Here is a 19,944-nt window from a genome sequence, read left to right as displayed (position 1 = left end):
TCGGCCGTCTGTTCGCCGCCGCCGCGTTGGGCCGGTTCGGTGATCGGGTCGTCTTCTTGGCGCTGCCGCCCCTGGTTCTGGTGGGGTGCGGTCCGTGCCCTGAGCGGGGGTGTCAGGCGTCGGGCGCGCCGGGGCGCGAGGGTGGTTCGGTGTCGCCGCTGACGCGGGCGGCGAGGTTGGTTTCGAGGGCTTGGAGGGCGGCGAGGGTCGCGCCGCGTTCGGTGTCGGTGAGGTCGCCGGTGGCGTAGTCCTCCAGGCGGGCCCAGAGGTCTTCGACCTGTTGGCGCAGGGCCTGGCTGGCGGCGGTCGGTTCGACCAGGACGGAGCGCCGGTCGCTGGTGGAGCGCACGCGGCGCACGAAGCCGGCCTTCTCCAGACGCTGGATGGTGCGGGTCATGGTGGCGGCGTCGGCACCGACGTGCCGGGCCAGGTCGGTCTGGCGTATCCGGCCGCGGTCCCACAGCTGCATCATGACCAGTTCCTGGGCCGGGTGCAGGCCGACCTCGCGCAGCAGTTGGCCGGCGAGCATGCGGTGCAGGCGGGCCACCCGGAAGATCGCATGGCTGATGGGTCCGCGGTGTGCGGCCTCGGGGAGTTCCCCGGTCTCGGTGACCTGGTCCATTGCCTCGGAGTCCATGGTGCTGCCTTCTCCCGTGCGGCCGTCCTTGCCCGAGCCGACCGCGGCAGCCGGCGTCGGCGCCGGCTGCCGCGTACGGGCTCTCGGGTCCGTGTTCTGTGCAGCAGGGTATGTGCTGCTCAGGCGCGGCACGCCCGACGGGCTCGGCTCCGTGGCCGAGCCGTCAGCCGCGGGCTTCCTCCAGCGCGGGGTAGTCGGTGAAGCCCTTCTCGCCGCCGCCGTAGAAAGTGGTGGGGTCGGGGGTGTTGAACGGGCCGCCCTGGGCCAGGCGGGCGGGCAGGTCGGGGTTGGCGAGGAAGAGGGCGCCGTAGGCGAGCAGGTCGGTGGTGCCGTTCTCGACGAGTTCCAGCTCGGCCGGTCCGGTGGGCTCCCGGCCGGTGAAGGGGTTGAGGATGAAGGTCGTGGGCCATGCCTTGCGCAGCCGGAGCGTCAGCTCGCGTACGCCGGGGGCCTCCAACTGGTGCAGGTAGGCGAGGTTCAGCGGCGCGAGGGCCTCGACCAGGGCCGTGTAGGTGGCCTCGGTTACGGCGGTGTCGGACTCGTCGATGTCGTTGTAGGGGTTGCCCGGGGACAGGCGGAAGCCGACCCTGTCCGCGCCGATGGCTTCGGCGACGGCCTTGGTGGTCTCCACGGCGAAGCGGATGCGCTTCTCGGGGCTGCCGCCCCAGGCGTCGGTGCGCTGGTTGCTGTTCGGGGCGAGGAACTGGTGGATCAGGTACCCGTTGGCGCCGTGCAGCTCGACGCCGTCGAAGCCGGCTTCCACGGCGTTGCGGGCGGCGGTGGAGTGGTCCGCGATGGTGGCGCGGATCTCGGCGTCGGTCAGTTCGTGCGGGGTGACGAAGTCCTGGGGGCCTTCGTGGGTGTACACCTGCCCGGTGGCCGCGACGGCGGAGGGGCCGACGGGCTGCAGGCCCATGAGTGCCGGGTGGCCCACCCGGCCGGTGTGCATGATCTGGAGGTAGATCACGCCACCCTGGGCGTGCACCGCGTCGGTCACCTCGCGCCAGGCAGCGACCTGCCCTGCGGTGTGGATGCCGGGGGTGTCGGGGTAGCCCTGGCCGACCCGGGAGGGCTGGACGCCCTCGGTGACGATCAGCCCGGCGGAGGCGCGCTGCGCGTAGTAGTCGGCCATCAACGGCACGGGGCTCTGGCCGGGACCATAGGCGCGGCTCCGGGTCATCGGCGCCATCACCAGGCGGTTGGCCAGGCGCTTGCCGCCCAGCTCGTACGGCTCGAATGCCTTCGACATCGTCATCTCCTCCGGAGGGGAAGGGGCGTGTTCGTACGGCCACGCGGGTCTCTGCGGGACCATTACTTGTTCGAACAGGAAATTAGCCGTCGGCGTTCCTTGGATGGGTGTGAGCTACGTCACCAGTGGCGGGTCGTACGGAGAAACGTTAGGCGAAAGGCATACAGGTCACCTCAATCCACCGCTGCGGTCGACCTTGAAGGCGGATCTCCGGAACCACTTGCTCGAACAGCTAAAGGAGGGCCTGGGGGCAGTGGGGGAGCGGTGGCCCGTGCCTGGGAGACTGGCGGGTATGGATATCGCCCGCAGGAACAACGTCGCCGTCACCGGCAACCCGCAGGGGCCCACCGTGGTGTTGGCCCACGGGTTCGGCTGTGATCAGAACATGTGGCGACTGACGCTGCCTGCCCTGGTCGAGGACTACCGGGTGGTGCTCTTCGACTACGTCGGCTCGGGCCGCTCGGACCTGGCCGCGTTCTCGGAGAACCGTTACGGCTCTCTGCACGGCTACGCCCGGGACGTGGTGGAGGTGTGTGAGGCACTTGACCTGCGAGACGCGGTGTTCGTGGGGCATTCGGTCAGCGCCATGATCGGGGTGCTGGCCGCGGACGCGGCGCCGGAGCGCATCGGGGCGCTGGTGATGGTCGCTCCGTCTCCGCGCTACATCGACGACGACGGCTACCGGGGCGGGTTCAGCGCGCAGGACATCGACGAACTGCTGGCGTCACTGGAGTCGAACTACCTGGGCTGGTCGACGGTGATGGCGCCGGTGATCATGGGGAACCCGGAACGCCCCGAACTCGGCGAAGAACTCAAGAACAGCTTCTGCGCCACCGACCCGGACATGGCGCGCGTCTTCGCCCGCACCACGTTCCTGTCGGATTCGAGGGACGACCTCAAGAGCGTGAAGGTGCCGACCCTGGTGCTCGAATGCAGCGAGGACGTCATCGCCCCCCGGGAGGTCGGTGCCTTCGTCCACCGGGCGATCCCCGGATCGACGCTGGTGACCCTGGAGGCGACCGGGCACTGCCCGCACCTGTCGGCGCCCGAAGCCACCAACGAGGCGATCCGGAGCTTCCTGGCCGGCCTGCGGTGATGTGCCGCGCCGGGCATCAGCCCGACCCCCACGACCCGCACGGCCCCTACGGCCCCGACGACGAGAAGGCGGCGGACGCGGCGTTCGCCGCACTGCTGGAGGACAGCGCCGAGGAGTTGTACGAGAAGGCGCCGTGCGGATACCTGTCCACGCTGATGGACGGCACCATCGCCAAGATCAACGCCACCCTGCTGGGCTGGCTGGGTCTGGAGCGGGAGGCGGTGGTGGGGCGGATGCGCTTCGCCGACCTGCTGACCGTGGGCGGCAAGCTGTACCACGAGACGCATTTCGCGCCGCTGCTGCGGATGCAGGGCGAGATCAGCGGGATCGCCCTGGAGATCAAGCGGACCGACGGTGACCGGATCCCGGTGCTGGTCTCCTCGGTGGTCAAACGCGGCGGCAACGGCGAGCCGCTGCTGATCCGCACCACTGTCTTCGACGCCAGGGACCGCCGGGCCTACGAGGAGGAACTGCTGCGCGGCCGGAAGGCGGCCGAAGCGGCACGCAGACAGGCGGAGGCCGATCGGGCCCGGCTGCAGGACGCCCTCGCCGTACTCCAGCAGTCACTGCTGCCCGACACCCTGCCCTGCATACCCGGGGTGGAGACGGCCACCCACTACCACACGGCCTCTCCCGACCGGCTCGGAGGCGACTTCTACGACGTCTTCCCCCTCGACGGCAAACGCTTCGCCTTCTTCCTCGGTGACGTGTGCGGCAAGGGCCCCCAGGCCGCCGCGCTCACCTCGCTCACCCGCTACACCCTGCGCGCCGCCGCCCTCCACGACCCCGACCCCGTCTCCGCTCTGACCACCCTCAACAAGGTGCTCCACGAGCGCTACTCCGGCAGCGGCGACCCGCGCTACTGCACCGCCGTCTTCGGCACCCTGGAGCCCGACCCGGCGACCGGGCGGCTCACCGTCCACCTCGCCTCGGGCGGCCACCCGCCGGTCATAGCACTGCGGGCCGACGGCACGGCAGACTTCCTGCCGACCCCCGGCGGCCTGCTCGTCGGCGTACTGCCCACGGCGCGTTTCACGACCGCCACGACGGTCCTCGCCCCCGGCGACACCCTGCTGCTCTACACCGACGGCCTCACCGAAGCCCGCACCGGCGCGGACCGCACCAGCCTGTACGGCGACGAGGCACTGCTCGCCTTCACCGCCGGCCACGGCGGCAAGCCACCCCACGCCGTGATCGAGGCCCTGACCGGTCTGCTGGACAGCTTCGGCGACGGCCTCGACGACGACACCGCCCTGCTAGCCCTCGGCGTACCGGCCCCCGACCACCCCGCGAGAAACAGAACATGAACCCGCTGAAGATCACCACCCGAGACGCCCCGACCGGTCCTGTTCTGGAGATCTTCGGCGAGCTCGACTACACCAACGCGAGCGAGCTGCGTGAACGGGTCGCCGCTGCCACCCTCCAGCCCGGCCAGCGCCTGGTCCTGGATCTGGGCGGCATGCGGTTCTGCGACTCCAGCGGCATCACCGCCCTGATCGCCGCGCGCAGCCACGCCCAGGCCGCCGAGGCCGACATCGCGCTGGCGGCCGTACCCGCCAACACCCTGCGGGTCCTGCGCATCGTCGGCCTCGACCAGATCTTCGCTCTCCACCCGGACAGCGACACCGCCGTCCGTTCCTGAGGCTCCCGGCGGACGGCACTGCGACGTGATCACCGAGGTGGACCCGTCCCCACCTGGTGACCGCCGGCTCGCGGCGACCCCCCCCGTCAACCCCGTCGTCAGGGAGAATGCGGGCGTGTTCAGATGTGAGCGGCCGGAGCCGCCCGCGGATGTCCGGCTCGACCCGTACCGCCGTGCCGCTGCCCGCCTCATGGACGGGGACGAACAGGTCGGCGTGCTCATGACCACGGTCACCACGTGGTGGTGGCGGGAAGGCCCGGTCTGGCGACGGCGGTGGGTGAAGCCGCGGGAGCTTCCTCAGTGGGCAGTGTTCCGTGTGGGTGCGGCACAGCGGGTGCCCGAGTTCGAGGACGGGATCGTCGGTGCCGACGAACTCGATGACGAGCTCCGGGACTGGGCCTCGGGATGCTTCCGGCTGCGGGACCGGCGGTTCACGCTCGAATGGCTCGGCGAGGACGAGACCGATGCCGTGCACGGGGAGCACGGCTGGATGAGCGGCTGACCGGTCGAGGAGGTCAGTGCAGTTCGACGTCGAGCCGTGAGCGCAGCTCGTCGAGGGTGATGCCGTAGGTCTCCCGCACGTGGACGCCCTGGGGCCCGAGGTCGAAGGTGGCGACCTCGGTGTAGACGCGGCTGACGCAAGCTGTGCCGGTGAGCGGATAAGTGCACCGCCGGACCAGTTTGGGCGCGCCGGACTTCGTGAAGAGCGTCATCATCACGTAGACGTCCTTGGCGCCGATGGCGAGGTCCATCGCGCCGCCGACGGCGGGAATGTCGCCGGGCTCGCCGGTGTGCCAGTTGGCCAGGTCACCGTGCTCGGAGACCTGGTAGGCACCCAGTACGCAGACGTCGAGGTGGCCGCCGCGCATCATGGCGAAGGAGTCGGCGTGGTGGAAGTACGCCGCTCCCGGAAGCTCGGTGACCGGGACCTTGCCGGCGTTGGTGAGGTCGGGGTCGATCTGGGCGCCCTCCGCCTTCGGGCCCATGCCGAGCATGCCGTTCTCGGTGTGCAGGACGACGCCGAGTTCCTCGGGCAGGTGGTCGGCGATCCTGGTGGGCCGGCCGATGCCGAGGTTGACGAACGCGCCGGCCGGGATGTCCCGCGCGATCACGGCGGCCACCTCGTCCATGCCGAGCGGACGGTCGGCGGCGATCGGCGCCTCGCCCGGGGACGCCGAGCGTGCCGCGGCGGTGGTGTCGGTGGTCATCGTGCCCCCTGGACGGTGTAGTGGCGGGTCTCGACCGGGACGACGCGGTCGACGTATATGGACGGCGTGACGACCGCCTCCGGGTCGAGCGCGCCGAGCGGGACGACCTCGTCGACCTGGACGACCGTGGTGGTGGCGGCGGTCGCCATCACCGGGCCGAAGTTGCGGGCCGTCTTGCGGTAGACGAGATTGCCCATCGGGTCGGACCGGTGCGCGGAGATGAGGGCGTAGTCGCCCTTGATCGGATACTCCAGCAGGTAGTCGCGTCCGTCGATGGTCCGCACCTCCTTGCCCTCCGCGAGCGGAGTGCCGACCGCGGTCGGACAGTAGAACGCGCCGATGCCCGCGCCGGCCGCCCGCATCCGCTCGGCGAGGTTGCCCTGGGGGACCACCTCCAGCTCGATCTTCCCCTCGCGGTAGAGCGCGTCGAAGACGTAGGAGTCGACCTGCCGCGGGAAGGAGCACACCACCTTGCGGACCCGGCCGGCCGCGAGCAGCGCCGCCAGTCCGACATCGCCGTTCCCGGCGTTGTTGGAGACGATCGTGAGGTCCTTCGCGCCCTGCCGGATGAGGGCGTCGATGAGGTCGAACGGCATCCCGGCCAGGCCGAAGCCGCCGACCAGGACGGTGGAACCGTCCTCGATCCCGGCCACCGCCTCGTCGGTCGACTCCAGCACAGTGGCGCGGCTCACTTCGACACCTCCAGGTTCTCCACGACGACGGCCAGCCCCTGGCCGACGCCGATGCAGATCGCGGCCACGCCGTACCGCTCGCGGCGCTCCTTCAGGACCGCGGCCAGAGTCCCGAGGATCCGGCCGCCGGAGGCGCCCAGCGGGTGCCCGATCGCGATGGCCCCGCCGCGCTGGTTGACGATCCCGGGGTCGCGCAGGCCGTCCTTGAGCCAGGCGTCGACGCAGGCCAGTGACTGGACCGCGAACGCCTCGTTGAGCTCGACCGCGCCGACCTGGTCCCAGGTGATCCCGGCGCGGGCGAGCGCCCGGTTGGCGGCCTCGACCGGGGCGTAGCCGAATTCCCGCGGGTCCAGCGCCATCGCGCCCCTGCCGAGGATCCGGCCGAGCGGGTCGCGGCCGATGGTCGTCGCCGCCGCCTCGCTGCCGAGGAGCACCGCGGAGCCGCCGTCGGAGAGCGGGGAGGAGTTGCCCGCGGTGATGGTGCCGTCCGGCCGGAACGACGGCTTCAGCGCGGCGAGCTTCTCGGTGTCCGAGTCCGGGCGGATGCCCTCGTCGCGGACCAGATCGCCGACCGGGGTGACCAGCGCGTCGTAGAAGCCGTCCTCCCACGCCTGGTGCGCGAGGCGGTGGGAGCGGACGGCGAACTCGTCCTGGCGCTCGCGGGAGATGCCGAAGCGCTCCTGGAGCTGCTCGTTGCACTCTCCCAGCGGGATGGTCCACTCCTTCGGCATCCGCGGGTTGACCAGCCGCCAGCCCAGAGTCGTGGACACCGCGGTGACGTCGCCCGCCGGGAAGGCCCGCGACGGCTTGGGCAGCACCCACGGTGCCCGCGTCATCGACTCGACACCTCCCACGAGAACGACCTCGGCGTCGCCCGTCTCGATCGTGCGGGAGCCGGTCATCGCCGCGTCCAGGCTCGACCCGCACAGCCGGTTGACCGTCGTGCCGGGCACGCTGGTCGGCAGACCGGCCAGCAGCGCGGCCATCCGGCCGACGTTGCGGTTCTCCTCGCCTGCGCCGTTGGCGTTGCCCCACACGACCTCGTCGATCGCGGCGGGATCCAGCGCCGGTACCTGTCCGAGCACGCCGCCGATCGCCGTGGCAGCCAGATCGTCGGGCCGGATGCCGGCCAGCGCGCCGTTGAACTTGCCGAACGGTGTCCGCGTGGCCGCGTAGAGGAATGCGCTCTTCATGGCTCGAAGGCTAGACGGCACCGCCGATATGGTGAAGTATCGATATCACCCTCGATTGATATCCTGGGGATATGGATCTGCGCCAGCTCCGCTACTTCCTCGCCGTCGCGGAAGAACGCCACTTCGGGCGTGCCGCCGAACGGCTCCACATGGCACAGCCACCGCTCTCGCAGGCGATCCGGCAGCTGGAGGGCGAGCTCGGTATCGCCCTGTTCCACCGCACCACACGTCGGGTCGACCTCACCGAGGCCGGCCGCGCCTACCTCGACCGGGTGCGAGCGATCCTCACCGAGGTCGACCAGGCCGCCGACCACGCCCGCCGGGTCGCCGCCGGTTCGGTCGGTCACCTCACCCTGGGCTGCGTCGGCTCGGCGACGTACAGCCTGCTGCCGACACTCTCGCGTCACCTCGCCACCGAACTGCCGGGCATCGACTTCTCCTTCCGCGGGGAGATGCTCGCCCCCGATCAGGTGGAGGCGCTGCGCGGCGGCGCCATCGACGTGGCCCTGCTGCGCCCGCCCGCGGTCGACCCGTCCCTCGCGGTCCACACCCTGCGCCGGGACCGCCTCGTGGTGGCACTCCCGGCCGAGCATCCGCTCGCGGCGAAGACCCGGGTGCGCGCCGCCGACCTCGCCGGCCTCGACATGATCATGCACTCGGCGGACCGCCGCTCGGTGATGCACGACGTCGTGCTCGGTGTCCTCCGGGAAGCCGGCATCGAGCCGCGGATCCGGCACGAGGTCGGGGAGACCTCCACGCTCATCACCCTCGTCGCCGGCGGCCTCGGAGTCGCGGTCGCGCCCGAGCCGGTGACCGCGCTCGCGCTCGACGGTGTCGTCTACCGGCCCCTCGTGCGCCCGGCTGCGTCGATCGACCTGGCCGTCGCCCACCGCGCCGACCGCGACGAACCCCACCTGGCGCGCGCGGTGGAGGTCATTCGGCGGCTCTTCTGAACCCAAGCTCCGCGGCCGTTCGCCCGGGAGGGCCGGCAGCCGTCGCCTCTTCGTCTCCGGGTGACTTCCCCCGTCGGCGGGACCTCGACCCGTGGGCTGTGTCTCGCGCACACACCCGCGCGTTCACACAGTCCACCCGTCTGCGCCAGGGCTCGCCGATGACGGCGCTGCCGAAGTGCCGGGCCGCCGGAGCCGGTTCGCCGCGCGAGTCGACGCTCAGGCACCGGCCGGTGAAGACGTCACCCCTTTGAGTTCCGCGAAAGGCCGGCCGTGGCCGAAGGCGGCCTCGACGAAGCACTGGTCATGGGCCGACTGCGCCCCCTGCCGCAGGGCGCGTTCCAAAGAGGGGCGGGACGGCGGATCACGGCGGGACCAGCCGTCGTGGAGCAGGGACACCGCGAAGCCGGCGAGGAAGGCGTCACCGCAGCCCATGGTGTCGGCCATGGTCCGCGCGTCCGCCGCGCGGGCCGGTGCCGTCGCCAGGGTCCGGCCGTCGTACACGGTGGCCCCCGCCAGCCCGCGGGTGGCCAGGACCATGCGCGCTCCCCGCGCCACCACGGCTTCCAGCAACCGTCGCGTGGCCGCCTCGTCCAGGTCCGAGCAGGACAGCAGGGCCAGGTCGAGGTGGGGGCAGACCCGGTCGAGGTAGGCGGGGGAGCGGAACTCGTCGTCGTCGGAGAGGTCGAAGCTGACCAGGGGGCCGGCCGCGGCGAGCTTGGGCAGTTCGCTCTCGGTGTGGGAGTAGACGCTGGAGTGCACGAGCGAGAACGACGCCGCGTACTCAAGCAGGGCGTCGTCCAGGACGAGCGGTTCGCGCACGGTGACACCACCGCCGTTGTAGCCGAGGAACACCCGGTCGCCGTCCCGCACATGGAGAGTGGAGACGCCGGACTCACCGTGGCGCACCACACTGCGCTCCACCGCGACGTCCTGGGCCGCCACGGCCGTACGGAGGAAGGAGCCGAGGTCGTCGTCGCCGAACACCCCCAGATAGGCGCTGTCGAGACCGAGGCGGCGGGCGTACACGGCGACGTTGACGCAGTTGCCGCCCGGGTAGTCGATGCCGCGGTCCACGAAACGGTCCACGACGTTGTCGCCGAAACCGAGGATGTTCATCAAGGACTCCAGGGGCGCGGGCGCCGTGTGGGTGCGCGGCGCCCGCTCGGGGCGCGCCGGTGCACGGGCACGGGCACGCCGGGGCGGATGGAGGCGGGGGGGCGGGACGGGCCGCGGTCAGTAGTCCATGACGCGGTAGTAGCGGCGCAGGTCCAGCGAGTGGTCGCGCACCCGCTCCAGGTGCTTGCTGACCCGGTCCATCACCGTGTCCAGCACCAGCGGCGCCAGCAGCCCCCGGAACTCGGGGCTGATGCCGGCCAGGGGGTAGTCGCGGGTGTCGAAGACGGTGACGTCCTTGGAGACGCGCCGGGCGAACGCCTCGGCCCGGTCGGTGAGCGCGCGGGTCTCGTCCTCGCCCTGGAAGACGATCACGCTGGTGTCCTCCTCCAGCAGTTCCAGCGAGCCGTGGAAGAACTCGGCGCTGTGCACCCGGGTGGTGCGCAGCCACTGCATCTCTTCGAGGATGCACATGGAGTACAGGTAGGTGAATCCCCACAGGTTCCCGCCGCCGACGAGGAAGTGGTAGTCGGTGTCCTTGTGGGCCTCGGCGAAGTCGGACGCCACCGGCTCGGCCTGACGGGCGACCTCCACCAGGATGCGCGGCAGGCCGGCGAGTTCGTCGGCCAGACGGTCGTAGCCGGTGAACTCGCCCCTGCGGGAGAGCCATCGGCCCATGAAGAGCAGCAACTGGACGTCGAACGGCCAGGCCTTGGGCGCCGAGACCAGCGCGGTGTCCACGTTCTGGGCGACGGGGGAGTCGGGGTGGCCGGTGAAGCCGATCGTGTACGCGCCCTGCTCCTTGCAGTGGTCGATGGCCTTGATGCTGTCCTCGGTGGTGCCGGAGACGGAGGTGAAGACGGCGGCGGTCCGCTCGCCCAGGCGGGCGTCACCGGAGACGACCAGCTCCGCCGCGATGGCCGCCCGCACCGGCAGCACCGAGGAGCGCCGGGCCAGGTGCTCGTAGGGCCACATCTGCGCGTAGGTGCCGCCGGCGCCCACCAGCAGGACGTTGTCGTACCCCTCGTCCACGAGACGGTCGACGACCTCCTCGATCCGGGGGCGCAGCGCCACGAGGCTTTCCGTCTGGGCGACGAACTGGGCTTCGTTGAAAGAGAGCACGGTGATGGTTTCCTTCGAGGGGTTGGTTCCGACCGGCAACGGCCGGGCCGGTGTTCTGGCGGCGCGGGAAGGTGTGCCGGGAAGGTGCGCGGAAGAGCGCGCGGGAAAGGTGTGCGTGGAAAGGTGTGCGGAAGGTGCGCGGGAAAGGTGTCAGGCCGCGCGACGCCGTGAGAACAGCACGTTCGCCCCGGCGATGACGAGGCCGCCGACGAAGATCAGCGTGCCCATGACGTTCACCTGCGGGGGCACGCCGGTGCGGCTGGCGCTGTACACCCACAGCGGGAAGGTGACCGTCCGGCCGGCGTTGAAGCTCGTGATGATGTAGTCGTCGATGGACAGGGCGAAGCACAGCAGGGCGCCGGAGGCCACGCCGGGCAGCAGCGCCGGCAGGGTGACCAGGCGGAACGCCGTCCACGGCCCGGCTCCGAGGTCCCGGGCGGCCTCCTCCAGCGTCGGGTCGTGACCTGCCATGCGGGCCCGTACGGTGATGGCGACGTAGGGGATGCAGAACGCCACGTGCGCGATGACGATGGTCCAGTAGCCGCGCGGCACGCCGAGGACGATGAACAGCGACAGCAGGGCGGCGCCCAGGGCGATCTCCGGGGCCGCGATGGCGGCGAACAGCAGCAGGTCCACGGAGCCGCGCCCGCGGAAGCGGTGGCGGCCCAGGGCCAGGCCGATCGGGGTGCCCAGCAGGGTGGCCACCACCGTGACGACCAGCGCGACGGTGAGGCTGTTGACCAACGCCGAGGTCAGGTTGGGGATGGCGAACAGGTGCCGATACGAGGTGAGGGTGAAGCCCTGCCAGGTGAAGTTCACCTTGCTGTGGGTGTCGTTGAAGCCGAACAGGACCATGACGGCGATCGGCAGCAGCAGCCAGGCCAGCACCAGCCAGGTGTACACGGTGAGCGTGGGACGGCGGCGCGGGCGGCGGGCGGTGCGCGGCCGGGGCGCCACGACGGCGTCCTCGGCGCGGGTGACGGTGCCGGTGGTCATCGCGCGGCCACCTCCAGGACCTCGTCGGTGCCCAGGGCGCGGGCGTAGGCGAACACCGCCAGCAGCAGAGCGCCCATGAGGACGAACGACAGGGCGGCGGCGGCCGGGTAGTCGAGGTTGGTGAAGTACTCGGTCTGGATGATGTTCCCGATCATGGTGGTCGAGGGACCGCCGAGGATGCCGGCGTTGACGTAGTCGGCGGAGGCGGGCACGAAGGTCAGCAGGACGCCCGCGAAGACCCCGGGCAGGGACAGCGGCAGCACGACGCGCCAGAAGGTCTGCGCCCGGGAGGCGTACAGGTCGGTGGAGGCCTCCATCACCTTGGCGTCCACCCGCTCCAGGGCCACGTACACGGGCAGCACCATGAACGGCAGGAAGTTGTAGGTCAGTCCGCCGATGACCGCGTAGGGGGTGGCCAGGACGTGGAACCCTTCGGGCAGCAGCCCCAGGTGCTTGAGCGGGCCGAGCAGGACGCCGTTGTCGGCGAGCACCACGTTCCAGGACTGGGTGCGGATGACGAAGGAGACGAAGAACGGCAGCAGGAGCAGGAAGAGGAAGACCGACTTGTGCCGGCCGGCCCGGAAGGCGATCCAGTAGGCCACCGGGTAACCCACCAGCGCGCAACCGGCGGTGGCCGCGGCGCCGTAGAGGAGCGAGCGGACCAGTTGCACGTGGTAGGTCTCCACCACGTGGGCGTAGGTGGAGAAGTGGAAGGTCTGGCGGAAGCCGTCGATGAAGTCGCCGGTCTGCAGGGACAGCGACACCATGACGATCACCGGCGTCACGAAGAAGGCGGCCAGCCACAGCCAGCCCGGCAGCACCATCAGATACGGAGCCAGCACCGCGCCGGGGCGTCGCCGGCGGTGCGTCAGGACTGATAGATCGGTTCGAACAGCGCGTTCCACTGCTTCTCCTCCGTTTCGTCGAGCACCCGCAGGTGGCGCAGCTTGGCTTCGTCGGCCTTGGTCGGGAAGACCAGGGGGCTGGTGCTCAGGGAGCCGAGCAGGGACCGCCGCTTGCCGGTGGCGGCGGCCGCGTCGCGCGCGATCACCGGCTGGGCGTCCGGGACGGGACAGACGAACTGCACGGTCTCGCTGATCTTCGCGGCGACCTCGGGCCGGTAGGCGTAGTCCATGTACGTCAGGGCGTCGACGGGGTGCGCGGCCGTGGACGGGATGCACAGGTTGTCGGTCCACAGCAGTCCGCCCTCTTCGGGGATGACGAACTCCAGCCGGGAGCCGCTCCGGTTGGCCTGGAAGACATCGCCGGAGTACACCAACGAGGCGTACAGGTCGCCGCGTTGGAGCGAGGACTGGTAGGTGGTGGTGCTGTAGGAGCGGACCAGGCCGGCGTCGCGCTGCTCGCGCAGCCAGGCGGCGGCCTTGCGCCAGTCGGCGTGCGTGGAGGTCTCCGGGTCGACGCCTACGGCCAGCAGCGCGACGTTGCCCAGTTGCACCGCGTCGTTCCACATGCCGACCTTGCCGCGCAGCTTCGGGTCGAGCAGGTCCTGCCAACTGGTGATCTTCCGGCCGACCTTGGCCGGGTCGTAGCCGATGCCGGTCATGCCGGACTGCCAGGGCACGGTGTAGACGTTGCCGCGGTCGAAGGAGGAGTTCTTGAACGCGGCGCCGCCGTACCGGGCGAAGTTGGGGAGTCGGGTGTGGTCGAGCGGGGCGAGGTAGCCGAGTTCGATGTACTTGGGCAGGTAGCTGTCGCCGCCCAGCACCATCAGGTCGTAGCCGATGCCCTGTCCGGAGGCGAACTCCGGCTGGATCTTGCCGAACCAGGAGGCGCTGTCGTCGATCACCTCGTCGTAGGAGACCTTGATGCCGGTCTCGTGGGTGAACGCCTCCAGGGTGGGGTGCCGGCTCTGGTCGCCGGGGTCGGTGTCGATGTACTGGGTGTAGTTGGCGAAACTGAGCCGGCCCTTCTTCGTCCGTCCGGTCCAGAAGTCGTCGACGGCGGCGGCGATCTCGGCGGCCGTGCCGGGTACGGGCTTGCGGGCGCCGGGCACGCTGCACGCGGCGAGCGGGGCCAGGGCGGCGGCGCCGAGGGCGGCACGCAGCAGACCGCGCCGGGAACAGCGGCGCTCGGTCAGTCCGCGCAGCCAGGGCGCGGGAGGTGTGGGCTGCAGGGGCATCATGTCGACCTGTCGTCAGCTCGGGGCGAGGGAACCGGAGTCGGGGACCGCCCGGTCGGCGGCGGAGGTGGCCGGCACGGCGGGTGTGGCGCCGAGCGGGTAGGAGTGGGCGGTGGCCCAGGACAGCCAGACGGTGTCGCCGCGGGCCGGTACGACAGAGGCGGTGCCGTCGTTGGGCTGGAAGACGGTCATCTCCGCGCCGGTGCTCGTGGCCACGGTGTAACTGGTGGAGGTGCCCAGGTAGACCACCTCGCTGACGGTGCCGCGGAGGCGGCTGCCGTCCCCGGCCGGGCCGGTGGTCAGAGTGATCTTCTCGGGCCGTACGGTGAGCTGGACGTCCGATCCGGCGGTGGGCGCCGCGCCGGACCGCGGGACGGTGACGCGCTGTCCGTCGCCGAGGTCGATCACCCCGCCCTCCGGTCCGGCGGTGGTCAGCCGGCCGCTGATCAGGTTCGAGGTGCCGATGAAGCCGGCGACGAACGCGGTGGCGGGGCGCTCGTACACCTCCTGCGGGCTGGCGACCTGCTCGATCAGGCCGCCGTTCATCACCGCGATCCGGTCCGACATGGTCAGCGCCTCGGCCTGGTCGTGCGTGACGTAGATGAAGGTGATGCCCACCTCGCGCTGGATGCGCTTGAGTTCAAGCTGCATGGACTGCCGCAGCTTCAGGTCGAGCGCGCCCAGTGGTTCGTCGAGGAGCAGGGCGCGCGGGCGGTTGACCAGAGCCCGCGCCAGGGCCACGCGCTGCTGCTGGCCACCGGAGAGCTGCCGGGGGCGGTGATCGGCCTTCTCGGCGAGTTCGACGGTGCGCAGGATGCGGTCGACCCGGTCGTGGATCTCGCCCTTGGGCACGCGCCGGCGGCGCAGTCCGAACGCCACGTTGTCGGCGACGCTCAGGTGCGGGAAGAGCGCGTAGGACTGGAACACCATGTTGATGTCCCGCTTGTTGGCCGGTACGCCGACCATGTTCCGGCCGTGCAGCAGGATCCGGCCGCCGCTGGGCTCCTCGAATCCGGCGATCATCCGCAAGGTGGTGGTCTTGCCGCAGCCGGACGGCCCCAGCAGGGAGAAGAACTCCCCTTCGGCAATGGTGAGGTTCACCCCTCGTACCGCCGCTCCGCCGCGGGCGCCGCCGAAGTCCTTGACCACGTCGACGAGGGTGATGGCCGGGTCTGCGCCGACCGGTGGCGGCGAAAGGGTGTCGGTTGCCATCGCGGAGACCTCCGGGGATCGGATGGGGGAGAGCGGGCGGCCTGGGGCAGGGTGCGCGGACGGCCGTCCGGGAGACGGCAGGCGGAGCCTTCTGGCGGGACAGGATTGATAACGTTACCAACGCGGTCGTACCTTACCCACGCCCTGAGGCCCCGCGTCAATGGTTGAATGGCGCTGAATCCCACCGTCCCGTTCCCCGGTGTTCGCCGGGCCGACACGAAGAGATCCGCACATGGCCCCTGAATCGCAGCCGCGGCGACGCGTGACCATCCCGGACGTCGCCCGGCACGCCGGTGTGGGACAGGCGACGGCCGCACGCGTCCTCGGCGGGTACGGATCGGCGAGCGCGGCCACCCGGGAGCGGGTGCTCGCCGCCGCCGCCGAGCTGGGCTACAGCACCAACGCCGTGGCCCGCAGCATGATCAGCGGCCGGACCGACACACTCGGAGTGGTCGTCGCCGACGTCGAGAACGCCTACTTCGCCCGGGCGGTGCGCGGCATCGCCGACGTCGCGGCCAAGGCGGGGCTGCAGGCCATCCTCGCCAACAGCGACGAGGACAGCGAGAAGGAGAAGGCCGCGGTCCAGCTGTTCATCGAGCGGCGCGTGGACGGGCTCGTGGTGGCACCGGCCGCCACCGACGACGAGCACCTCGCCCGGGCCGTCTCCGCCGGAATCCCGGTGGTGCTGCTCGACCGTGTGGTGACCGGGGCCGCCCTGGACATGGTGGTCGTCGACAACCGGGGGGCGGTGAAGGCCGCGGTGACCCGGTTCACCGAGGCGGGACACACCCGTATCGCGGTGATCACCTCGGCGATGCCGGGCGACGACGGCACCAGTCTGGCGCCGGGCGCGGACATCTGGACGACCACGGAACGCGTCGCCGGCTACCGCCAGGCCCTGCGGGCGGCCGGCATCCCGCGTTCCGCGGAGCTGATCCGCCACACCGGGTACGAGCGGGCGTGGGCGAGGTCGGCCGTACTGGAGCTGATGACCGCGCGCGACCGCCCCACCGCCCTGTTCACCACGGACAACGTGGCGACGCTCGGCACCCTCGACGCCCTGCTCGACCTCGACGCCCGCATCCCCGACGACGTCTCGGTGATCGGTTTCGACGACGCGGAATGGACCACGCTCATCCGGCCGCGGCTGAGCGTGGTCAGCCAGCCCGTGCAGGAGCTGGGCGGTCTGGCAGCGGACATCCTGATCCGCCGCATCAGCGGAGCCGCCGCCCGCCCCCGCCGGCACACCCTGAACACGACGTACGTCGCCCGTGAGTCGACCGGCCCGGTACCGGCTCGGACGCGACGGTTGCGGGCGCCGACGGACTGACTCGGATTTCGGGCGGGGTGGCTGCGGGTGCCGGTGGTCTGGCTCTGATTTCGGGCGCGACGGGTGCGGGCGCTGATGGACTGGCCCTGATCTCGCCCACGACGCGTACGGGCGCTGATGGACCGGCCCCGATCTCGCCCCTGACGCCTGCGGCACCGACGGACTGACCCTGTCCAGCACCGCGCCACGCGTACGGCGTCGAGCCACCTGGAGGCCGGCGCCGGCGTCTCGCCTGCCCGGGCCCTCACGGCGCCGGGACGACGACGCTCCCGGCGCGCAGGTGGTGTCGGGGCGTGGGCAGCTCCTCCTCAGCGTCCGCGCCGCCCACCGCCCCGCTGGGCGGATTCCCTCGTCCGTGCCGACGGCCTGACACGCTCTTCGCCGACCGGGGCTACGACCACCACACGTGCCGCTGACCCGCGCGGGCGTGGCTCCGCCCCGCGATCACCAAACCGGGGCAGCACCCTTGCTGCTTCCGCCGGAGTCAGCGCGCACGAGCAGCCCGGCGCACGTTCCCGGTCACGGCACCAGGACGTCTCACCCGGGTGGGCCCGACTCGACAGTGGCCGTCGTGGGGAGGCACTGGACATGTCTGTGATCTTCTTCGACGTCGGGGCGACCCTCGCGGACGCCCGTGTGGAACCCGACGGCTCTGTGACACTGCGCCCCCGCCCGCGCGTCATGGCCGTGCTCGACGCCCTCCGCGACGTACGCACCGGCGTCATCTCCGACCCCGGACCGGGCGCCGGTGCCGCGCAACGTGCCGCGGCCGCGCTGCACGAGGCGTTCCCCGGCCGGTTCACGGACGAGGCACTGGTGCACTGGGGGGCGAAGGACGGTCGCGGGATCTTCGACCGGGCGGTCGCCGGCGCGGGGGAAGCCACGGCCGGCGACTGTGTCTTCGTGGGCGAAGACCCCCGGGAGCGCGCGTTCGCCCGCGAGGCGGGGATGCGTACGGCGCCGGACCCGGTGTTCGCGCGCGCCGCGACGGAGAACCGTCCGGTGCACCGGGCGTCGATCGAGTTGCCGGACGGCCGGGGCCTGCCCGAGCTGACCGCAGCCGTGAACGACACGGAGGCCGTGGTCGTGCGGAGCGTCTCCGGACGCCCCGTGCTCGCGATGGCGACTGCGCGGGGCGCCGAAGCGCTCGAACGCGCCGGTTTCCCGGTGGATCTGCAAGAACCGGTGGACGGCGGACCGATGGACGACGCCGAGCGCCGGGCGTCCGAGAAGTTCATCAGTGATCTGCTGGCACGGGGCGAGGCGGTGTACGAGGGCGAGGAGCCGACTCCGCGTACCACGCACGTCGTCAGGAGCGAGGACGACGGACGGCTCACCGTCCGCCGTCTGCGCTTCCGCTGACCCGGCCGGCGCTCAGTCGAAGCACCGCCGGACCAGGGCCAGGCCCTCACCGGTCGTGCTCCGGGTGATCTCGTGGGTCGTCAGCCGGGAGGGGCTGTCGTCGACGACCGCCGCGGCGGTCCGGTGCTCCTCGGGTACGTGGACGCGGCCCCGCCGGAAGAGGTCCTCCAGGTACGACGTCGCGACCTGCTCGGGGTCGGCGGGCCGGACCGAGCCGCCTGCGGGGTCGGAGCTCGCGATGCCGAAGCGTCGTTCCTGTGCCGGTGCGGACAGGACGAGGGGCTGGGTGATGCCGTACATCGCCCCGTGGACCGTGACGGCCGTCAGGCCCTCGTCCTCGTTGCCGCCCGGCGTCGCCTCCGCCATACCGGCGCCCCGGCGAGCCACCTCCGGCTCGGTGATGGCCGTGGCGGCCTCCAGGGAGAGGATGCCGTGGCGGATGAACGCCGAGCGCAGGGACGTGCCGTATCTGCCGCCGTTGCGGCGCTGGTCCGCGGCGATCATGTGACCCGCGACCTGCGCGTAGTACGCGGACACCACGGGCGCGGCCACGACGGCGTCCACCAGCAGCTGTCCCGCGATCTCGGCCGCCCTGGCCAGGCCGGCCTGGTCCTGCAGGTCCTGCTGGCGGAAGATCCCGGCGAGGATCTTCAGGAAGGCGCCGCTGAACACCCTGGAGAACGAGTGCGGCTCGCTGGACAGCGTGTTGGCGGGCCCGCTGGGCGGCAGATGGACCGGGTCGCGGTAGAAGAAGCTGTTGGACATGTTGCGCAGGCAGTCCGGGTCGACCGCGTTCGGGTGGCCCTGCCGGATCGCGGCGCCCAGTTGCTCGGCCATCCGCGACACCCGCGAGGACAGCTCCAGGTCGCTCTGTGTCTCGGCCAGTACCGCGATCCGCAGCTGTTCGAGCCGGAGCGAGGTCAGCAGCGCGCTGATGTCGCCGAAGGCTTCGTGCAGGGCGGCCGTCTCCGCGCTCGCGGCGTTGAACAGCTGGGGGCGCAGGGCGTCGAGGACCGCGTGCCCCGTCTCGTGCGCCACGACCTCGGGACTCTCACAGGCGGCGACGATGACCCCCGCCACCGTGCTGCGGAAGAACCACAGGCCTCTGCGGTCGTAGTAGGCGTTGAGGTCGACTCCCGCGTCGAGGTGCGCGGTGAGGGCCCGGCCGACCGTCGAGTGCCACTGGGTTCCGGTGGGAACCAGCGGGCCCCAGGTCTGGGCGGCCCTGCTGAGGGCATCGGCCGCCACCCAGTACCGGAACGCCTCGGTGCCCGGCCCGGCACCGTCCGGGTGCGGCGCGGTGTCCGCGATGGCCGTCGGGAACGGCTGCGTGTCGAGTTGGGGAACGGGATGCGGTACGGGCATGTTGACCCGGGGAGGAAAACCGGGGTCGTCCTCGTACACCAGGACCGTCTGGATCGTCGCTGTCTGTTGCTGCACCGTCATGGTGGCTCCCTGAGAGGGGAGAGGTTGCAGATGATGGAAGTTGACGGGGCAACTTTTGCCAAGAGCCCGTCCTGTTCAGTACGGGGCCGCGGCGGCCCGGCGTCAATTCCAACAAGGCGTGTGAGTCCCCTCCGGTGGGTGGGCCGTGTCCGGCGAACAGGCGGTCGTCACGGCCCCATGGCCGGTGCGCACTGCCCCAGGACCGGGCGAACGACATGACGGCCGGACGGGTGATGGTGCGAGCGTGACCGCGTACGGGCCCCTGGTGATTTATCGTCCTTACCCGTCCCACGGCGGGGGCGGGCTCGCCCGGCCGACGCCGGTCGTCGAACTCGCATGCCATCTGACGGCGAGCCGAATGACACATCCGGCGGGTATCCACCCCCATCCCCTGGCCTGCTCGTCCCCTCGCTGTGGACGGGAGGGATGCCGAGGGCTCGTCGCGCGCGTCCGTCTTCCCGGACCACTGGATCGCCCGACCGTTTTCCCGTCACCCCTCTGCGGTGGCAGCAACCGAAGCCGCCGGGTGCGTCTCCTGACCGCTCCGGCGCAC

At 71.3% G+C, this 19,944-nt stretch carries 19 protein-coding genes; 7 read left to right on the top strand and 12 right to left on the bottom strand.

What is annotated here, in order from left to right:
• Positions 1 to 112: 112 nt before the first annotated feature.
• On the bottom strand, positions 113 to 637 hold the full coding sequence (locus C3492_RS14845) for a MarR family winged helix-turn-helix transcriptional regulator (RefSeq protein WP_103812216.1): 525 nt from the start codon (positions 635 to 637) through the stop codon (positions 113 to 115).
• 163 nt (positions 638 to 800) lie between these two features.
• Positions 801 to 1,886 carry an alkene reductase gene (locus C3492_RS14840; protein ID WP_181140371.1) on the bottom strand — a complete coding sequence of 362 codons (1,086 nt, stop codon included), beginning with the start codon at positions 1,884 to 1,886 and terminating at the stop codon, positions 801 to 803.
• 292 nt (positions 1,887 to 2,178) lie between these two features.
• On the opposite strand from C3492_RS14840, the gene C3492_RS14835 reads away from it, so the two are divergent.
• The 4 genes from C3492_RS14835 (at position 2,179) to C3492_RS14820 (ending at position 5,126) form a co-directional block, all read left to right on the top strand.
• Entirely contained in the window at positions 2,179 to 2,982 is an 804-nt protein-coding gene (locus C3492_RS14835) for an alpha/beta fold hydrolase (protein WP_103812215.1), read from the top strand.
• A complete protein-coding gene (locus C3492_RS14830) occupies positions 2,982 to 4,289 on the top strand; it encodes a PP2C family protein-serine/threonine phosphatase (protein WP_103812214.1) in 1,308 nt (435 codons plus the stop codon). Before C3492_RS14835 ends, C3492_RS14830 begins: the two co-directional genes overlap by 1 nt.
• Positions 4,286 to 4,624 (top strand): STAS domain-containing protein, encoded by a 339-nt coding sequence (locus C3492_RS14825; RefSeq protein ID WP_103812213.1) that lies wholly within the window; start codon positions 4,286 to 4,288, stop codon positions 4,622 to 4,624. The genes C3492_RS14830 and C3492_RS14825 overlap by 4 nt, the downstream gene beginning before the upstream one ends.
• A gap of 115 nt (positions 4,625 to 4,739) precedes the next feature.
• On the top strand, positions 4,740 to 5,126 hold the full coding sequence (locus tag C3492_RS14820; RefSeq protein ID WP_146075688.1) for a hypothetical protein: 387 nt from the start codon (positions 4,740 to 4,742) through the stop codon (positions 5,124 to 5,126).
• Between the two features lie 13 nt (positions 5,127 to 5,139).
• Here the strand turns inward: C3492_RS14820 and C3492_RS14815 are convergent, their stop codons facing one another.
• The 3 genes from C3492_RS14815 to C3492_RS14805 are packed head-to-tail and all read right to left on the bottom strand — an operon-like array spanning position 5,140 to position 7,717.
• Positions 5,140 to 5,832: a 3-oxoacid CoA-transferase subunit B gene (locus C3492_RS14815; protein WP_103812211.1), complete on the bottom strand. Its 693-nt coding sequence runs from the start codon at positions 5,830 to 5,832 to the stop codon at positions 5,140 to 5,142.
• Positions 5,829 to 6,524: a 3-oxoacid CoA-transferase subunit A gene (locus tag C3492_RS14810; protein ID WP_103812210.1), complete on the bottom strand. Its 696-nt coding sequence runs from the start codon at positions 6,522 to 6,524 to the stop codon at positions 5,829 to 5,831. Before C3492_RS14810 ends, C3492_RS14815 begins: the two co-directional genes overlap by 4 nt.
• A complete protein-coding gene (locus C3492_RS14805) occupies positions 6,521 to 7,717 on the bottom strand; it encodes a thiolase family protein (protein ID WP_103812209.1) in 1,197 nt (398 codons plus the stop codon). The genes C3492_RS14810 and C3492_RS14805 overlap by 4 nt, the downstream gene beginning before the upstream one ends.
• A 71-nt stretch (positions 7,718 to 7,788) precedes the next feature.
• On the opposite strand from C3492_RS14805, the gene C3492_RS14800 reads away from it, so the two are divergent.
• Complete coding sequence (locus tag C3492_RS14800) at positions 7,789 to 8,670, top strand: LysR substrate-binding domain-containing protein (protein WP_103812208.1); 882 nt, start codon at positions 7,789 to 7,791, stop codon at positions 8,668 to 8,670.
• A gap of 216 nt (positions 8,671 to 8,886) precedes the next feature.
• Here the strand turns inward: C3492_RS14800 and C3492_RS14795 are convergent, their stop codons facing one another.
• From C3492_RS14795 to C3492_RS14770, 6 genes are all read right to left on the bottom strand, one after another.
• A complete protein-coding gene (locus tag C3492_RS14795; RefSeq protein ID WP_103812207.1) occupies positions 8,887 to 9,786 on the bottom strand; it encodes a PfkB family carbohydrate kinase in 900 nt (299 codons plus the stop codon).
• A gap of 117 nt (positions 9,787 to 9,903) precedes the next feature.
• Positions 9,904 to 10,905: an SIS domain-containing protein gene (locus C3492_RS14790; RefSeq protein ID WP_103812206.1), complete on the bottom strand. Its 1,002-nt coding sequence runs from the start codon at positions 10,903 to 10,905 to the stop codon at positions 9,904 to 9,906.
• Positions 10,906 to 11,055: 150 nt separating this feature from the next.
• Positions 11,056 to 11,901, bottom strand: coding sequence for an ABC transporter permease (locus tag C3492_RS14785; RefSeq protein ID WP_103812205.1), 846 nt, complete (start codon positions 11,899 to 11,901; stop codon positions 11,056 to 11,058).
• A complete protein-coding gene (locus C3492_RS14780) occupies positions 11,898 to 12,743 on the bottom strand; it encodes an ABC transporter permease (RefSeq protein WP_103812204.1) in 846 nt (281 codons plus the stop codon). The genes C3492_RS14785 and C3492_RS14780 overlap by 4 nt, the downstream gene beginning before the upstream one ends.
• A 26-nt stretch (positions 12,744 to 12,769) precedes the next feature.
• Positions 12,770 to 14,044 carry a spermidine/putrescine ABC transporter substrate-binding protein gene (locus tag C3492_RS14775; RefSeq protein WP_258055718.1) on the bottom strand — a complete coding sequence of 425 codons (1,275 nt, stop codon included), beginning with the start codon at positions 14,042 to 14,044 and terminating at the stop codon, positions 12,770 to 12,772.
• A gap of 12 nt (positions 14,045 to 14,056) precedes the next feature.
• Positions 14,057 to 15,253 carry an ABC transporter ATP-binding protein gene (locus tag C3492_RS14770; RefSeq protein WP_258055717.1) on the bottom strand — a complete coding sequence of 399 codons (1,197 nt, stop codon included), beginning with the start codon at positions 15,251 to 15,253 and terminating at the stop codon, positions 14,057 to 14,059.
• A 232-nt stretch (positions 15,254 to 15,485) separates the two neighbouring features.
• Between C3492_RS14770 and C3492_RS14765 the strand changes: the two genes are divergently transcribed.
• Complete coding sequence (locus C3492_RS14765; protein ID WP_258055716.1) at positions 15,486 to 16,583, top strand: LacI family DNA-binding transcriptional regulator; 1,098 nt, start codon at positions 15,486 to 15,488, stop codon at positions 16,581 to 16,583.
• A gap of 588 nt (positions 16,584 to 17,171) precedes the next feature.
• Positions 17,172 to 17,945, top strand: coding sequence for a hypothetical protein (locus C3492_RS14760; RefSeq protein ID WP_103812202.1), 774 nt, complete (start codon positions 17,172 to 17,174; stop codon positions 17,943 to 17,945).
• 12 nt (positions 17,946 to 17,957) lie between these two features.
• On the opposite strand, the gene C3492_RS14755 is transcribed toward C3492_RS14760, so the two are convergent.
• Positions 17,958 to 19,391 carry a hypothetical protein gene (locus C3492_RS14755; protein ID WP_103812201.1) on the bottom strand — a complete coding sequence of 478 codons (1,434 nt, stop codon included), beginning with the start codon at positions 19,389 to 19,391 and terminating at the stop codon, positions 17,958 to 17,960.
• Positions 19,392 to 19,944: the final 553 nt, after the last annotated feature.

Source organism: Streptomyces sp. Ru62 (assembly GCF_002920615.1).
Taxonomy (GTDB): domain Bacteria; phylum Actinomycetota; class Actinomycetes; order Streptomycetales; family Streptomycetaceae; genus Streptomyces.
This window is presented reverse-complemented; position numbering and strand designations above follow the sequence as displayed.

Bases quoted from the DNA above. Each gene is read 5' to 3' on its own strand.
- C3492_RS14845 (WP_103812216.1), bottom strand. From the start codon at position 637: ATGGACTCCGAGGCAATGGACCAGGTCACCGAGACCGGGGAACTCCCC.
- C3492_RS14840 (WP_181140371.1), bottom strand. From the start codon at position 1,886: ATGTCGAAGGCATTCGAGCCGTACGAGCTGGGCGGCAAGCGCCTGGCC.
- C3492_RS14835 (WP_103812215.1), top strand. From the start codon at position 2,179: ATGGATATCGCCCGCAGGAACAACGTCGCCGTCACCGGCAACCCGCAG.
- C3492_RS14830 (WP_103812214.1), top strand. From the start codon at position 2,982: ATGTGCCGCGCCGGGCATCAGCCCGACCCCCACGACCCGCACGGCCCC.
- C3492_RS14825 (WP_103812213.1), top strand. From the start codon at position 4,286: ATGAACCCGCTGAAGATCACCACCCGAGACGCCCCGACCGGTCCTGTT.
- C3492_RS14815 (WP_103812211.1), bottom strand. From the start codon at position 5,832: ATGACCACCGACACCACCGCCGCGGCACGCTCGGCGTCCCCGGGCGAG.
- C3492_RS14805 (WP_103812209.1), bottom strand. From the start codon at position 7,717: ATGAAGAGCGCATTCCTCTACGCGGCCACGCGGACACCGTTCGGCAAG.
- C3492_RS14800 (WP_103812208.1), top strand. From the start codon at position 7,789: ATGGATCTGCGCCAGCTCCGCTACTTCCTCGCCGTCGCGGAAGAACGC.
- C3492_RS14795 (WP_103812207.1), bottom strand. From the start codon at position 9,786: ATGAACATCCTCGGTTTCGGCGACAACGTCGTGGACCGTTTCGTGGAC.
- C3492_RS14785 (WP_103812205.1), bottom strand. From the start codon at position 11,901: ATGACCACCGGCACCGTCACCCGCGCCGAGGACGCCGTCGTGGCGCCC.
- C3492_RS14775 (WP_258055718.1), bottom strand. From the start codon at position 14,044: ATGATGCCCCTGCAGCCCACACCTCCCGCGCCCTGGCTGCGCGGACTG.
- C3492_RS14770 (WP_258055717.1), bottom strand. From the start codon at position 15,253: ATGGCAACCGACACCCTTTCGCCGCCACCGGTCGGCGCAGACCCGGCC.
- C3492_RS14765 (WP_258055716.1), top strand. From the start codon at position 15,486: ATGGCCCCTGAATCGCAGCCGCGGCGACGCGTGACCATCCCGGACGTC.
- C3492_RS14760 (WP_103812202.1), top strand. From the start codon at position 17,172: ATGTCTGTGATCTTCTTCGACGTCGGGGCGACCCTCGCGGACGCCCGT.
- C3492_RS14755 (WP_103812201.1), bottom strand. From the start codon at position 19,391: ATGACGGTGCAGCAACAGACAGCGACGATCCAGACGGTCCTGGTGTAC.